Annotated in this window: 9 protein-coding genes; 2 read left to right on the top strand and 7 right to left on the bottom strand. The window is 75.0% G+C overall.

Annotated features, from left to right (window positions below):
• Nucleotides 1-47 precede the first annotated feature (47 nt).
• From WMF46_RS48500 to WMF46_RS48470, 7 genes are all read right to left on the bottom strand, one after another.
• Nucleotides 48-2663: a thiopeptide-type bacteriocin biosynthesis protein gene (locus WMF46_RS48500; protein ID WP_437983462.1), complete on the bottom strand. Its 2616-nt coding sequence runs from the start codon at nucleotides 2661-2663 to the stop codon at nucleotides 48-50.
• Nucleotides 2660-5227: a lantibiotic dehydratase gene (locus WMF46_RS48495; RefSeq protein ID WP_437983461.1), complete on the bottom strand. Its 2568-nt coding sequence runs from the start codon at nucleotides 5225-5227 to the stop codon at nucleotides 2660-2662. Before WMF46_RS48495 ends, WMF46_RS48500 begins: the two co-directional genes overlap by 4 nt.
• Nucleotides 5224-6003, bottom strand: a complete 780-nt coding sequence (locus WMF46_RS48490) for a nitroreductase family protein (protein ID WP_437983460.1) — start codon at nucleotides 6001-6003, stop codon at nucleotides 5224-5226. The genes WMF46_RS48495 and WMF46_RS48490 overlap by 4 nt, the downstream gene beginning before the upstream one ends.
• Entirely contained in the window at nucleotides 5990-7795 is a 1806-nt protein-coding gene (locus WMF46_RS48485) for a SagB family peptide dehydrogenase (RefSeq protein ID WP_437983459.1), read from the bottom strand. The genes WMF46_RS48490 and WMF46_RS48485 overlap by 14 nt, the downstream gene beginning before the upstream one ends.
• Nucleotides 7792-8532, bottom strand: coding sequence for a hypothetical protein (locus WMF46_RS48480; RefSeq protein ID WP_437983458.1), 741 nt, complete (start codon nucleotides 8530-8532; stop codon nucleotides 7792-7794). The genes WMF46_RS48485 and WMF46_RS48480 overlap by 4 nt, the downstream gene beginning before the upstream one ends.
• On the bottom strand, nucleotides 8510-9826 hold the full coding sequence (locus tag WMF46_RS48475; protein WP_437983457.1) for a YcaO-like family protein: 1317 nt from the start codon (nucleotides 9824-9826) through the stop codon (nucleotides 8510-8512). The genes WMF46_RS48480 and WMF46_RS48475 overlap by 23 nt, the downstream gene beginning before the upstream one ends.
• 88 nt (nucleotides 9827-9914) lie before the next feature.
• On the bottom strand, nucleotides 9915-10271 hold the full coding sequence (locus tag WMF46_RS48470) for a hypothetical protein (protein WP_437983456.1): 357 nt from the start codon (nucleotides 10269-10271) through the stop codon (nucleotides 9915-9917).
• A gap of 426 nt (nucleotides 10272-10697) precedes the next feature.
• On the opposite strand from WMF46_RS48470, the gene WMF46_RS48465 reads away from it, so the two are divergent.
• Nucleotides 10698-12758, top strand: a complete 2061-nt coding sequence (locus WMF46_RS48465) for a hypothetical protein (RefSeq protein WP_437983455.1) — start codon at nucleotides 10698-10700, stop codon at nucleotides 12756-12758.
• 163 nt (nucleotides 12759-12921) lie between these two features.
• On the top strand, nucleotides 12922-14379 hold the full coding sequence (locus tag WMF46_RS48460; protein ID WP_437983454.1) for a fibronectin type III domain-containing protein: 1458 nt from the start codon (nucleotides 12922-12924) through the stop codon (nucleotides 14377-14379).
• Nucleotides 14380-14463: the final 84 nt, after the last annotated feature.

Here is a 14463-nt window from a genome sequence, read left to right as displayed (position 1 = left end):
TCCTTCGCTCTGCGCCATGGCGGGCGCGGCTCGAGTTCGTTCTCCGTTCAAGTGCTCTGCAAACCGAGGACCACCGGCCTGTCGCGGCGGCCGTCGCCGCGGCAGGCGTCGCGCCGCGCGCGGGCGATGGCCGTGACGAGCCGCCGCTCCTCCGGCGGCACGCCCGCGGTGAGCTCCGCGGCGCGCGCGAGCGCGGCCTCCCTGCCGGCGTCGTCCCCCGCGGCGGCGGCGACGTCGGCCTCGAGGTGCGCCGCGGCGAGCGCGAGCAGGGGCGCGCTCCGCGGGGCGGCCCCCCCGAGCGCGGCGAGGCGCGCGCGCAGGCGATCGAGGTGCGCCCCCGCCGCACCGGCCTCCCCCCGCGCGAGGGCCGACTCGGCGCGCGCGTAGAGCACGGCGAGCTCGCCGTAGGGCGAGCGCCACACGCGGGCGCGCGCGGGCCGCGCGCCGTCGAGCCACGCGCGGACCGGGGCCGCGTCGCGGCGCGCGAGGCCGAGCGAGATCGCGTTCTGCGCGGCGAGCGACGCGAGGTCGAAGAGGCCGATCCACGCCGCGTGACAGGCCGCGATCTCGAAGAGCGCCGCCGCCTCGGCGAGCTCGCCCGCGGCCGCGACGCTGCTCGCGAGGCGCACGCGCACCATGAGGGCGCGGCGGAAATCGGCGAGCTCCTCGGCGAAGGCGAGCGCCCGGCGCTGGTGCGCGAGGCCACGCTCGTGCTCGCCGCTGGCCGCGTGCGCAGCGCCGCGCCACGCGTGCGCGGCGGCGAGGCACTGCGGCGGCACGTCGCCGCGCGGCGCGGCGAGCAGGGCGTCGAGCCGCGCCTCGTGCTCGGCGCGGCGCTCGCCCGTGGCGCACGTGAGCGCGGCGTCGAGCTCCGCCCAGCAGCGCTCCGCGGCGGACGCGCCGGGCGCAAAGCGCTGCGAAGCGACCTCGTCCCGGAGCGCGTCGAGCGCGGCGGTCTCGCCCAGGTTGTGGAGCGCGGCGAGGAGGACGCGCCGCGCGAGCGCGCGGCGGCGCTCCGGGAGGCCGAGGCGGAGCGCCGCCTCTGCCGCCTGCCGCGCGAGGGCGGGGCGCGACATGCGGAGCATCGTCCTCGCGAGCGCCACGAGCGCGTCGACCCGCGCCGCGGGCGAGAGGCCGGGCGACGCCAGGGCGTCGCCGAGGATCGCGGCGGCCTCGTGCAGCGCGCCGGCGCGGCAGAACGCTTCGCCCCGCGCGACCATCGCGGGCCCCGGCGTCACGGCGGGGGCGGCCGCTTCGCGTTCGAGTGCGGGCGCGGGCGCGATCGCGACGCGGAGGAGCCCCGGCCCCTCCTCGATCTCGGCCACGATCGCGGCCCACCCGGGGCTCGGGCGCCCGCTCGCGGTGACGACGAGGGCGAGCGGCTCCGTCTCCAGGGCGCGCGCGAGGAACGCGACGGCGTGCTGCGTGTCGGCGTCGGCGCCGTCGACGTCGCGGAGGACGAGCACCGTGGGCTCGAGCGTGTGCTCCGCGAGGAAGGCGCGGAGCGCCTCGGCCACGGAAGCCGGGTCGGGCGGCAGCGGGCACTCCGGCGCGTCGTGCGCGGCCTCGATGCGGCCGAGGGCAGCGAGGAGCGCGCCGCCCGCCGGGTGGGCGTCCGCGAGGGCGCGCAGCAGCGCGAACGGCGCGGACATCCCGCCTTCGGGCGCGGCGGGCGCGATGAACCGGAGGCCGTCGCGGCGGGCTGCGTCGCGGAGCGCGTCGAGCACGGCACCTTCGCCGGAGTCGAGGAGCGCGGTGACGGGCCGGCGCTGCTCGGCCGCGCGGGCGAGGCGCTGCCACGCCTCGCCCGGCGAGACGCCCGGCGGGCGAGCCCGCGGCGGCTCGTGCGGGGCGCCTGCCTCGGCGAGCGCGTCGGCCACCCACACCTCGAAGGCGAGCGTGAGCCCGAGGCGGTTGTGAAACGTGTGGGCGAGGTTGGTCACGACCGTCGCCAGCGGCACGCCGAGCGCTCCGCGCCGTGACGCCTCGGCGAGCTCGGGCAGATCGGCGTCGAACGCGGTGAGGAGCGCGCGCTCGCCGTCGACGAGCTCGCCGAGCGCGGCGAGCCCCTCTCCCCGCACGAGCGCGCGCACCAGCGCGACCGACTCGGCGTCCGGCGCTGCGCAGGCGAGCTCCGTGCCCGAGATCGCGCGGGCGAACGCGCGCCAGTGCCGCGCGTACCCCGCGAGGAACGACCGCCGCGCGTCGCCCGCGATGCCCGCGCGCGCGAGCAGCGCGTCGAGCGCGCAGGCCGCGACGAGGGCGCGCGCCCGCGGTCGCCCCGCCGTCTTCCGGATGCAGCCGAGCGCGAACCTGCTCGACGCGAAGAACTGTCGCTCCGCGATCTCCATCCCCGCGGGCCCTCCGTGCTTCTCGAGCTCCGGCTCGTACGCGGCGGCCTCCGCGCGCGACACGGCGGCCCAGCACGCCGCCGCGGCGTCCACGCGCGCCGCCACGTCGACGGGGTCGTGCCCGGGCGCCACGCGCACGCGCAGCCGCAGGTGGTCGCCTCCCTCGGCGTACCGGAGGAAGAAGAAGCGATCGATCGCGCCGCGCTGCTCGAGCTCGGACACGAGCGGATCGATCAGCCCGAGGAGGAGCGCGTCGGTCCCCTCGCCCTCGAGGCCCCGATCGTGGAACAGCTTCCGGTAGATCCAGCTCATCGCGCGCTCCTCTCGCCGTCGATCTCGACAAGCAGCTCCGCCGCGTGCGGCCTCCCGTCGAGGCGCAGCCACGACGCCTCGGGCTCGGGCAGGAGCTCGGTGAAGACGAGGTACCCGCTCCTCACGTCGCCGGGACCGCCGAGCAGGCGAGCCAGCCCGATCAGCGTGAACGGGCTCTCCCAGTCGACGTACATGTTCGTCTCGGTGAAGCCGTAGCCGGCCACCTCCGGCCCGACGTACCGGGCAAACCCCCGGCCCGGGAGATCGAGCTCGCGCCGCAGGCGCGCGATCGCGCGGAAGTACGACGCGTACGGCTGCTTCGGCTCCTTGCGCGGGATCGCGCTCACCGGGATCGCCCACCGCGCGCGCTCCACCACGACGCGACCGACCGTGAGGCGCGGGCGCCGCGGGGCCAGCGCGACGCCACGGGCCAGATCGAGGCGATCGAGCACGTTGTAGAGATCCGCCCGCTCCGCCACCGTGTCGTCGCGGAGCCGCGGCGAGAGCGCGCGGAGCAGGAAGTGCGGATCGGGGAGCGCGGCGTCCCGCAGGAAGCCGAGGTGGATCGGCTCGATCTCGCGGCCGAGGCGCCGCGATCGGAGCCGGAGCTGGACCGCCGCCGCGTCGAAGCGGAGGGAGAGATCGCGGAGCGGCAGGACCTTGTCGCCCGGCGCGCTCGGCTCCCACGGGAGCTCGAGCGCCCACTCCGTGAGGCGCGGGTGCACCTGGAAGTTGAGGCCGAGCGTGGGCGAAAGCTCGACGGGCAGCGGACCGTCCTCCAGCGCCAGGCGGCGGCGGATCACCTCGAGGGCCTCGGGGGCGCGCCCCTCGGCGTCCGCGAGGTAGCGCGACAGGTACTTCGCGCGCCCGGCCTGCGCGCCGTTGAGCACGACGCGCGGCGCTCCGCCGTCGCGCGGGCAGGGAGGCGCGATCTGGAGGAAGAGCGCCATCGACGACGGCGCGTCCGGGGCGGCGAGCCCCTCGAAGAGGCCTGGATCGAGGCGCACGACGTCGCCCGTCGCCGCGGCGGCGACGCGGCCGAGCTCCGCGTCGATCCAGCGGATCGGCTCGGACGCGCCGCGGATGACCGCGACGCGCCGCGGGTCCTCGAGGATCTCGGTCACGAAGCCGCCGACGTCGTCGCACACGCCGTCACGACCGAACCGCTCGACGAACGCCGCGCAGAGCCGGCGGTGCGCGGCCCCGCAGGCGCTCGCGCGCACGAAGCGCACGACCGGATCGAGCGCCTCGGCGAGCGCCCCGCGTGGGACAGGGAGCTCCGCGCCGAAGGCGCCGTCCACCATGACATCCTCGAGCAAGGCCGAGCGCCCAGGGCCGCGGCCGAGCTCGACGGCGAGGCGCGCGCGGGTCTCGACGTCGGCGGTCGCGTAGTCCTCGAGGCGACGCGCGACCGAGCGGAGCTCGTCCGGCGCGCCCGCGCACCCGATCTCGCCCAGGGCGTCTGCCGCGGCGCGCAGCCCCGCAGGGGTCGGCCCCATCGGGACGCTCGCCGGCTCGAGCATGCCCGCCTCGACGAGCTGCTCGAGGACGTCGCGGCACGCGCGCTCGTCGGCGTCGTCCGACGCGAGCGCCCGGGCGGCGTCCTCGAGCGTGCGCCCCTCGGCGCCCTCGACGAGGCGGGCGACGGCGGGGGTCCACCCGAGCGACATCAGCTCGCCCGACCCAGCGCGCGAGAACACGACCGACGGCGCGGCGCCCGCCGTGAAGCGCCGGAGCGGGTTCATCCGGAGCGGCAGGCGCGCGCGTGCGTGGGCGTGAGCCGCCGGGGAAGCCGGGGAAGAAGACGAGAAAGACGAAGAAGACATCGCGCGCGCAACGAGCTCCCCGGCGTGCGCGAGCGCGAGCTGCGGGAGGCTGCGCCACCGCGCTTCCTCGGCCGTGCGCGGCGCGCTGCAGACGCCTTCGGGCGACGCGGAGAGGTCGAGCAGCGCGACGCCCGCGAACCCCGCGAACGGCGTCGTGCGCGCCGTCGCGCGGAAGACGTAACGCGCGATCGTGGCCTCGCGGATCTGCTGCGCCGAGGTGAGCGGCGCGCCGCCCGGGATCTCCGCGAGCTTCTGCGCCGTGGTATGATGGTCGGCGCTCGAGAGCAGGATCCCCCCGAGCAGGCGCGAGCTCCCGAGCGTCTTCCGGAAGCGCTCCGACGCGGCGATCCACTCCGCGGCGAACGTCGCCTCGTAGCGCTCCTCCAGCGCCGCGCACCGGGCCGCGCGCGCATCGACGAGCGCGAGGGCGGCGCGCGCCCCTTCCGGCGGCGCGGTCCTCGCGCCCTCGAGCGCGCCGGCCGCCACGGCCTTTTCGTTGAACAGCCGCCGCTTCACCTCGAGCGCCGCGCGGCGCAGCGCCTCGTCCTCGCACCCGCGCACGACGTCGAACATGCGCGCCGCCGCATCCGCCCGCGCGGCCGCGAGCTCTAGCTCGGCCACGGCGAGCTCGCGCTCAACCGCGGGGCTCTCGCGGAGGCGGAGCCCGGCGAGCGCGTCGGCCGGCATCCCCGCGACGCGCAGCGCGCCCCACGGCGCGACCTGGAGCCCGCGGCTCATCGCGGCTGCCCTCCGCGAGGCGCCTCTCGGGAGGTCGGCTGGCGGTGCCCTCCGACGGCGAACGCGAAGAACGCCGTATGATCGCGGCCGTCGAGCCCGAGGACCTCGTCGACGACCGCGGGGGCGAAGCCGCCGGTCGCCGTGTAGGTGAGCCCGAGCGTCTCCGCGACGAGGTAAAGGCGATCGGTGAGCCACCCCGCCGCGAACGCCGCGCCCCGGTAGCCGCGATCGCCGAACGCCACGAGCCACCGCCCGATCGGGACCACGAGGAAGAGCACCGCCGCGCCCATGGCGTGCTCGCGCTGCAGGATCGCGGTCTCGGCCATCCACGCGCGCGACGCCGGGCCGATCGGCGCGAGGCGGTGCTCGCCGCGGTCGTACCGGTGCGCGCCGGGCGGGACACCGTCGACGTCGAAGACCACCGGAAACAGCAGCGGATCGAGCGTCGCGTCCGCGAGCCCTGCCGGCCGCGCCGCGGCGGCCGCGAGCAGCGTCCCGAGCGTCGCCGCGTCGATCGCCCCCGCCGAGAGCCTTCCGCTCCGCCGCGCGGCGATGACCGCCGCGAGCGAGCGCTGGACCGGCTCGAGCGCGCGCGGCGCGGGCAGCGAGAGGGCGCGCTCCGCGTCCCCGGGCAGCGGCGACGGCGCGGGGAGCGCGGGCTCCGGCGACGGCCGCGTCCCGGGGTAGCGGCTCGCGACGACGAGCTCGGCGACCCCCCGCAGGGGCTGGGTCGCCGCGGCGAGCGTGGACGAGATCCTGTGATCAGCGAGAGACATCGCGGGCCTCCGTGGCTGCGCCCCTGAGCGCGATGAGGAGATGCGGTGCGAGATCGATGCCATCGACGCCGACCACGCGCGCGACGACCTCGTCGTCGAACGTCCAGACCGCCGTCGCCGCGAGGCCGAGCTCCTGGGCGAGGAGCTCCACGCGGTGGGCCATCAACCCGGCGTCGAGCAGCGCGTAGGTGTACCCGCGCGCGTAGTACTTGGAGCACGCCCGCGCGACCGAGCCGACGACGACGATCACGGCGCCCGCGGACTCCACGGCCGCGGCGTGCTCGGCGCTCCCGCCCGCGAGCGCGGCGCGCGCGAGGGCGCCCGCGGCCACGCCGGCGCGGAGCGGCGTGAGCGCTCGCGCGGCGAGCTCGAACCGGTGGACGCCGGCCGCGATCCCGGGGACCCGCGCCGCGGCGACGTACGCCTCCGCCGAGCCGAGGTTCCCGGCCGACGCGGTGGTGCGACGCACGTGGGCCTCGCCCTCGGCGCGGCGCTCGACGCGCCCGCCGAAGCTCAGCTCGAGCAGCGCGCCGAGCGCGCCCGCGTCGAGCGTCCCCGTCGCGTCGCGCCGTCGCGACAGCGCGGCCCCCACCGGCGCGCCGAACGCCCCGCCGAGCGGCGTGGCGTTCGTCGCACCGGCGCCCTCCGGAGACCGCCGCGGCGACGGCGCGGCCGGCGTGCTCTGCAGCTTCCGCACCTCCGGGCTGATGTGCGCCTGCATCCCCGCGTGCTGGCCGATGTGCCACGGCTGGACGACCGTCGTGTTGTGGAACATCCGCGCGAGGCTCTCCGCGTGGCCGGACGGGAGCGTCGCCGTCCGCGGCGGCGCGTCGCCGCCGCAGAGCGGGCAGCTGGGCAGCCTGGTCATGAAGGGGTGGAGCGCCGTCTCGCCGGCGCCGGGCCGCCACACCTCGACGTGCTCCAGCGGGGCCACCGCGAGCAGCCCGCTCGCGTGGAAGATCACGTGCTGCGCGACCCGGCTCACGAGCGCGCGCCCCCAGAGCGCGCGAAGAGCGCCGTCGTCGAGCGCCGGATCCGCCGCGGCAGCGCCGATCTGGAGCCGGACGCACGCCGGGCACGCGGATGCCCCGGGGATCGTGAGCGGCCCGATCGTCCACGTGCCGGGGTTCGCCGCGAGCATCGGGACGCGCGCCGCGATGCACGCGCGCGCCGCCGCCTCGAGCGCTCCCTGGTCGCCGATCACCACGGCCAGATCGACCTCGCCCTGCGCGAGCTCCCCGGCGCTCGCGGCGAGGCGGACGTCGGCGACGCCCGCCTCGCGGAGCATCGTCACGAGCATCCCCGCGAGCTTCGCGTCGCCGTCCCCCAGCGCGCGCACGCGCGCGCCTTCGAGCGCCCGCTGCGCTTCCCCCCGGCTGCGGTTGCGCCCGGTCCGGCGGAGGTACCTGCTGAAGAACGCGCGCTGCGCCCGGCGCGGCTCCTCGGCCTCGTCGGCCGCGGCGCCGTCGCCCTCCTCGAGCATGCCGTGCATGTGCATCAGGTGGATCGCGTCCCGCAGGTCGGAGGCGACGACGCCCGGAAACGCGGCCTCGACGTCGCCGACGGTGCGCGTCCCGTCGAGCAGCGGCACGAGGTTCTCCATCACCCACGGGAGCGACGCTCCCTGGATGATCTGCGCCTCGCCGCCGAGGACATGGAGCTCTCCGCCCGGGAGCGTCACGCGGAGGAGATCCTCGACGAAGCGCGGGCGCTCCGGGCAGCGGAGCTCCCAGTAAAGCTCGGCGAAGCGGCTGAGATCGCGGGCCTCGTAGGCATCATCGGACGGGCTCATCGGTCATCTCCCACGCCGGACGATCCGGCGATCGCGAGCGGGTGCTCGGCGAAGTACCCCGCGAGCGACGCCCCGCGCCCCGCCGCGTGCTCGCCGGCGGCGCACCGCCCGCACAGCCCGACCCGGGCGAAGCGCCGCGCGCGGAGCGCGCCCGACGTGACGTCGCACTCCCAGAAGCGCCCCATGCGCGCGGCTCCGGCGCGGGGCGGCTCGGGCGCGCCGCGCTCCTTGGAGAGCGCGAGCGCCTCCGCGGCGAGCAGCGCCGCCGCCTGCTCGGTGACGGCCGCGAGCTCGCCCTGGAACCAGGGGCCAGGGTCGCCCGAGGCCCCGAGCGCCTCGAGGGCGTCGTGCGCCTCGAGGTCCAGCGCGACCGAGCGCACGCGCCGCGAGAAGCAGGCGAAGCACGGCGTGCGGCCGGGGACGATCGACGGCCCGATCCGGAGCTCGTGCGCGAGCAGCGTGCCGGACGTCCAGGCGACGCGCGCCGCGAACGCCGCCGCGTCGAGCGCGAGCGCCGCCGCGGGCCGGGGGCGATCGGTCGCGAGGACGATCACCGCGTCGGGCAGCGACTCCGGCGCGCCCGTGCCCAGCGCCGACGTCGTGACCCGCGCCCCCGCGCCGGTCAGGAGCTCCGCGCAGCGGGCGCCGAGCTTTCCGTCACGGAGCACGTGCACCGCGGGCGCGCCGGCGGCGCGCTCCGAGGCCGGGCTCTCCTCAGGCGAACGGGATCGGATCATCGGTGATCGACTCCTCTGTGCGAGCGCCGTACCCGAGCCTCTCCGGCGCGTCGTACAGGCGAGGGTGCGCGAGGTACCGCGCGTGGTGGGTGAAGCTGATGGGCAGGAGCTCGGGCACGATCACCTTCACGACGACGATCCCGAAGTCGCGGACCTCGGGCATCGTCACGTCGACGGCGACCACCTCCATGCCGAGCGCGGCGAGCCGCGCGACGATCGCCGCGAGCGGGTCGTCGCCCTCGATCGGGCGGGGGAAGGCGGTCGCGACCGGCGCCTCGCGCGTGGCGAACGCGAACCGCGCGGGGCCGTCCGGCCCCGCGTAGAGGCGCCCGAACGACTCGGGTGTCTGATCGGCGTCGGTGAAGAACGACGCCCGGATGACCGGCGGCGCGGGCTCGCTCAGCGCCACCCGCAGGCTCCCCACCTCCTCGAGGACGCGCGCCGCCGCGGCCTCGCCGTCGGGGCGGCAGGCCGCCATCGCGATCGCGTGCGGCGCGCCGTGCGCGCACGTCTGCACGGCGCCGATCACGGGGACGCCGACGTCGGTCGTGAGATCGAGCAGCGCCGTCTCCGTGCCCGCGGCCTCGGCGCTGCGGAGGAGCGCCGCGACGAGCGGGCTCCGCGCGCTCCCGGGCGCGATGCGCGGCATCCGGAGCTGGTGCAGCCAGAACAGCGCGAGGCTATCGCGCTCGATCACCTCGCACAGGCCCGAGAGGATCGCCTGCCGGAAGCTCGCGCCCGCCGCGAACCCCGTCGAGAGCGGGAAGAGCGCGTGCTCGCGGATCGCCAGCGGCAACCCCATGTACGTCGCCGTGAGCGGCACCCAGATCGGGCGCCCGTGGGTGAGCGAGAAGCCGCGCACCCAGAGCTCGTCGCGATCCGGATCGGGCTCGCGCAGGCGGAAGGCCGACGGCGCGCGGGCCCGCTCGCGCGCAGAGCAGCGCGGCAGCCGCGCGGGGTCGAGGGCGCGATCGCCGAGCGAGCGCGGCGTCGCGCGCAGCACCCCCTCGGTCGGGTACATGACGCCGCAGTAGCGCTCGAGGGCCTCGCAGACGGCCCGGATCTGGGCGGTGGTCTCGTCGACGGCCGTGCCGGAGCCCGTGAGCGACCCGAGCTTCGAGCCCGTGCGGGACGGGCCCGGGTGGAGCGCCGCGGGCCTGCCGAGGAACGCGGTGAAGCCGTGCATCTGCCCCTCGAAGCCGGGGGGAAAAATGAAGCGCCGGACACGGCGGATGATCCCGCAGCGCTCGTCGATGAGCGGCGCGAGGCGATCGATGAGCGAGATCTCCGGCATGGTGGCGACTCCTTGAGCGGAGCAGGCGGCGCCCCGGGAGCCCGGACGCGCGACGCGCGTCCGGGCCGCCCAGGGTGCGCCTACGGGTTCACTTCTTGTCGGCGCCGAGCTCGACGCCCTTGGCGATCGCGGCCGAGACGAGGGCGTCCTGGCCCATGACGTCGATCGCCTTGTCGTGCATGCGGATGACGCTCTCGAGCTGCCCCTCGTCGAGGCTGTCGAAGGACGAGTTCGACGAGACGCTGATCGAGCTGACCGAGGAGAAGCACCCGCTCGTACAGGCGGAGCTCAGCGGGACGGCCTGGAGCGTCTCGTTGCTCTTCTCGCTGATCTTCTTGAGGGTGAGCTCGAGACGCTGCACGCCGGCCTTCGTGTCGACGACGTCGGTCGCGCCGGCGGTCGTCTGCGTCTCGATCATCGACTCGGTATTCTGGATGGTGAGCATGGCAATCTCCTTACAGACGTTGACTACGTATCGACGCGCGCGGTCGCTCGCGAGGATTCGCGAACGACCGCGCGCGCCCTCTCGGATGCGCTCCGAAGAGTCCTTGAGGTCCAAGGCGGCATGTCGCCTGTGACACCCCGTGATCGTCGAGCCGGACAGCGAGCGTGCCTTCCGGCGCCGCTCCAGCCCCGAGGCTCGCGTTCCTTCACTTCAAGCAACGCGCATGCCGCGGGGCCCGAGCTCACGACCGCAGCCCGGGACCGGCGGAGCGGCGCCCGGGGCGCGGGCGGCATCCCCACGATGCTGCCCTCGATGCGCAACTACGCGCCCAAGTGAGCGAGGTTTCGCTCAACATGCGCACGCAGGTCTCCGAGGGCGCCTCGGGGACGAGGAGCGCGTATCGTTCCCGCGAGGCACCGAAGCACCATGCGTCTAGACCGGCTCGCCCTCTCTCTCCTGCAGATCGCGCTGCTCACTGCGTGCGTACAGCGCCTTGAACCCGACGACGGCGCAGGGACGGACGCCGGGCCCACGTTCCCGTGCCCGCCGGGCGCGGTGGAGACCGGCGCGAGCTGCGAGCCGGCGGGGGTCCCGCCCGGGCGGTGCGGGAGCGGCTTCACGCCCGACGGAGCGCAGGGCTGCGTGCCCGTGCTGCCGGCGGAGGCGGGCCCGTCAGGGCAGATGGCCGTCCCCGGCGAGGCGGCGTGGCGCGAGGTCGCTCCGTGCGGGGCGGGCCCGTGGGGCGGCGCGCCGATCGATGAGACGACCGAGTTCGTCGACGCGGCCTATGCCGGGGCGGACAGCGACGGCACGGAGGCCAGACCGTGGACGACGATCCAGGACGCGATCGACCGCGCGGCCGAGGGCGCCCTGATCGCGATCGCGGAGGGCAGCTACGCCGAAGAGCTGCTGATCTCAGGGCAGCCCGTGCGGCTCTGGGGCCGGTGCCCCGCGCGCGTCGAGCTCGTCGGGCCGCCCTCGGCGATCGCCGTCCAGATCGACAGGGGCGCGAGCGCCACGGAGATCCACGACCTCGCGATCCGCGGGCAGGGCATGGGCCTCGGCGTGGCGAACGCGCGCGATGTCCTTGTCGAGCGGGTCTGGATCCACGACACGAGCGACATCGGCCTCCTCGCCGCAGGCCTGAACTCCGAAACGAGCCTGACCGTGCGCGGGGCGCTCGTGGAGCACACAACGGGCGCGGGCATGGTCGTGGCGGACGCCGCCGTGACGCTGGAGGGCACGGTCCTGCGCGATATCGATCTCGCCACCGGAGACCGAGGGCACCCGTTCTACGGCCATGCGATCGCGATGCAGGTCGAGTCGTTCGAGCGCCGCGCGAGCGTGACGGCGCGATCCGTCGTTATCGAGCGCGTCGGGGGGCTCGGGTTCAGGTTCTCCGGAGCGGACGGCGTCGTCGAGGACAGCGTCGTCCGCGACGTCGCCTGGCTCGCGGCGGAGCTGCCGGGCACCGGGCTCACGGCGACCCATATCCCGAACTTCGATCCGGGGACCCTCACGGTCCGGGGCAGCGTCCTGGAGCGGAACCACACCGCCGCCATCGCGATGATCGGCGCAGAGGCGACCATCGAGGCGACGGTCGTGCGCGACACGGGTCTGGTGCTGACAGAGGGCGATCCGGGCCATGGCATGGGCCTCTACACCGAGCCGAGCCGCGTCGACGGCCGTCCCGCCCTCGTGGCGCTGCGGCACGTCCTTGTCGAGCGGAGCCGCGAGAGGGGGGTCGTCATCAACGGCTCCGACGTCGAGATCGATGGCCTCCTCGTGCGGGAGATCGTCCCCGGCGCGCCCGACTACGGCGCGGGGATCGAGATCGCGCACGATCAGCGGCGCTCGAGCGCCCAGGTGCGCGGCAGCGCGGTGGAAGGCAGTTACGGGATCGGGATCGCCGTCTTCGGGGCCGACGCGACCCTGGACTCGACCGTGGTGCGCGACACGAGGCCGCTGCCGTCGAACGAGGAAGTCGGCCGGGGCGTCAATGTCCAGTCGCTGCCCGACCTCGGCGAGCGCGCGAGCGCTCACCTGCGCAATGTCCTTATCGAGTCGAGCAGGGACGGCGGCCTCTTCCTCAGCGACTCGGACGCGACCATCGACTCGACGACGATCACGGACACCCTGGGGCGCACGCTCGACGGCGGGGACGGTTACGGCTACGGCATCATCGCCTACAACAACGAGACGGGGCAGGCGGACGCCCTCGTCCGGGACAGCGTGATCGAGCGGAGCACCGCGGCCGGCATCTACAACGTCGGCGCGACGGTGCGGCTCGCGTCGACGACCTTCACGTGCGAGCCGCTCGACCTCGTGAGGTACGTCGATGAGCGCTCCCCGGCGGTCTACGAGGATCTGGGCGGTAACGTCTGTGGCTGCGATGGCCGCACCATCGCCTGCAAGGCGGAGCCGACGCGCCTCGAGCCCCCCCGCGCGCTGCCGCCGCCTCCGCCTCTGCCCGCAAGCGAGGATTGAGACTCCGCGAAAGCTCGTTCAGACGTGGCGTGTCGGCGCCGCAACGCTCGCTGGTCTCGAGCTTGCATGAGCAGCGAGCATCGCATCGCCCAGGTTGCCGACGGGGAGCGGGACGGTCTTCTCGCGTCGCACGAGGCGATCCTCGAAAGAAGGGGACTACGTCATGCTCTCGAACCAGCACGTCAGCCGATCGGTTTCCATCATGTCAGCACGGGAGGGACGGCGTGCTGCGCGCACGCTGGGATTGATGCTCGCGGCGCTGAGCCTCACGGGCACCGCGTTTGCCCTGCCCCCCTTGCCGCCGCCCGGCGAGGGCGGGCCGGTGCTCGACCCTGTCGATCCCTCGACACAACCGCCCGCGGCACCTTCCGGTATCAGCGTCGGCGCGCGCACCGCGACGACGGTGGCGCTGTCCTTCCGCGATTCTTCGCCCTACGAAACGGGCTATCAACTGCAGCGGCGCGGCGGGGGCTCGACCAGCTGGGTAACGCGGCGCAGCTTTGGCGCCCTGAGCTCTGGCGTGACAGCTAATTTCACCGATTCGGGCCTCACCCCGGATACGTCCTATTGCTATCGTGTGCGCGCGTACAACCAGTACGGCCAGCGCTTCTCGCCGGAGCGCTGCGCGTTCTCGCGCGACAGCCGGGGGTTTCGCGTCTGGCGGGCGCAGCTCGAGGTGCGCGTGGCCGATCGCAGCGACGCCAACACGGATGACGCGGTGTTCGCGCGTCTGAACGGCGGCGCCGTGCCGTCCGGCAACATCACGTACATGGACTACGGGCGTGACGACTTCGAACGCGGCAGCACGTTCACGTATGACCTGAACCTCGACTCCATCGACGACATCGGGGACATCACGCAGATCACCCTGTCCAAGGAGGGCGATGACGCCCTCTGCGTGCAGGGCTTCTCGCTCCTGGTGAACGGCATGGAGGTCTTCGATCGCGACTTCGGGGCTGCGTCCAGCTGCCACTGGCTCGACACGGACAGCGGCCATTCCCCGACGCTCACCGTCAGCCATGCGGAGCTACGCGCCCACCCGGCCTGGGCGGGCTACAATCACACCGCCGCCCAGTTTCTGCTGGCGTTCGGCATCCCCAACGAGGAGCTGGTGAGCCGGGTCGAGGCCCTGGTCGGTGACTCGCTGCACGGGGAGGACCTGTACTGGGGTAACCTGTACGGCCCTGCCGTGGAGATCACCCGCGGCTGCCCGGCGGGCGAAGCCGAGTGCACGACGGCCCACGTCGACCTCGATCTGGCCTACAGCACATGGCTGCCCGACCCCGAGGTGGACGTCGATTTCGATCTTGATTTCGTGTGCGCTGACGGCGCGCTCAGCATCGTCACGAGCAACCTCGAGGTCGATGCGGACTCCGATTGGTACTATGAGGTCCTGGGTCTCGGCCTGCTCGAGATACTGGACTACAAGGTTCGGCGTGGCGTGGAGGCAGCCTGGGAGGAGCTCTCGCAGACGCTCGACGTCGGCGCGGAGTGCCGCGTCAACGTGACCCCCGAGGGCGGCCTCTCGATCGAGGCCGCGCCGCGCTCGGCCGGGCCCCGCGTGCGACCGGGGCTCGGGGTCTTCGAGGGCGCCGTCAATTCACGGGTCGTGCGCCCCTGATCGAGTTCGCGCGAATGCCAAGCCCCAAGTGAGCTGGCCTACCTCATCCCCTCGGGATACGGCGACACCGACCACTGCGGCAGG

It is taken from the genome of Sorangium sp. So ce117 (assembly GCF_051524395.1).
GTDB classification, from domain to species: Bacteria; Myxococcota_A; Polyangia; order Polyangiales; family Polyangiaceae; genus Sorangium; species Sorangium cellulosum_B.
This window is presented reverse-complemented; position numbering and strand designations above follow the sequence as displayed.

What these genes read in the sequence shown, in the direction of transcription:
- WMF46_RS48500 (WP_437983462.1), bottom strand. Translation starts at nt 2,663, where the DNA reads ATGAGCTGGATCTACCGGAAGCTGTTCCACGATCGGGGCCTCGAGGGC.
- WMF46_RS48495 (WP_437983461.1), bottom strand. Translation starts at nt 5,227, where the DNA reads ATGAGCCGCGGGCTCCAGGTCGCGCCGTGGGGCGCGCTGCGCGTCGCG.
- WMF46_RS48490 (WP_437983460.1), bottom strand. Translation starts at nt 6,003, where the DNA reads ATGTCTCTCGCTGATCACAGGATCTCGTCCACGCTCGCCGCGGCGACC.
- WMF46_RS48485 (WP_437983459.1), bottom strand. Translation starts at nt 7,795, where the DNA reads ATGAGCCCGTCCGATGATGCCTACGAGGCCCGCGATCTCAGCCGCTTC.
- WMF46_RS48480 (WP_437983458.1), bottom strand. Translation starts at nt 8,532, where the DNA reads ATGATCCGATCCCGTTCGCCTGAGGAGAGCCCGGCCTCGGAGCGCGCC.
- WMF46_RS48475 (WP_437983457.1), bottom strand. Translation starts at nt 9,826, where the DNA reads ATGCCGGAGATCTCGCTCATCGATCGCCTCGCGCCGCTCATCGACGAG.
- WMF46_RS48470 (WP_437983456.1), bottom strand. Translation starts at nt 10,271, where the DNA reads ATGCTCACCATCCAGAATACCGAGTCGATGATCGAGACGCAGACGACC.
- WMF46_RS48465 (WP_437983455.1), top strand. Translation starts at nt 10,698, where the DNA reads ATGCGTCTAGACCGGCTCGCCCTCTCTCTCCTGCAGATCGCGCTGCTC.
- WMF46_RS48460 (WP_437983454.1), top strand. Translation starts at nt 12,922, where the DNA reads ATGCTCTCGAACCAGCACGTCAGCCGATCGGTTTCCATCATGTCAGCA.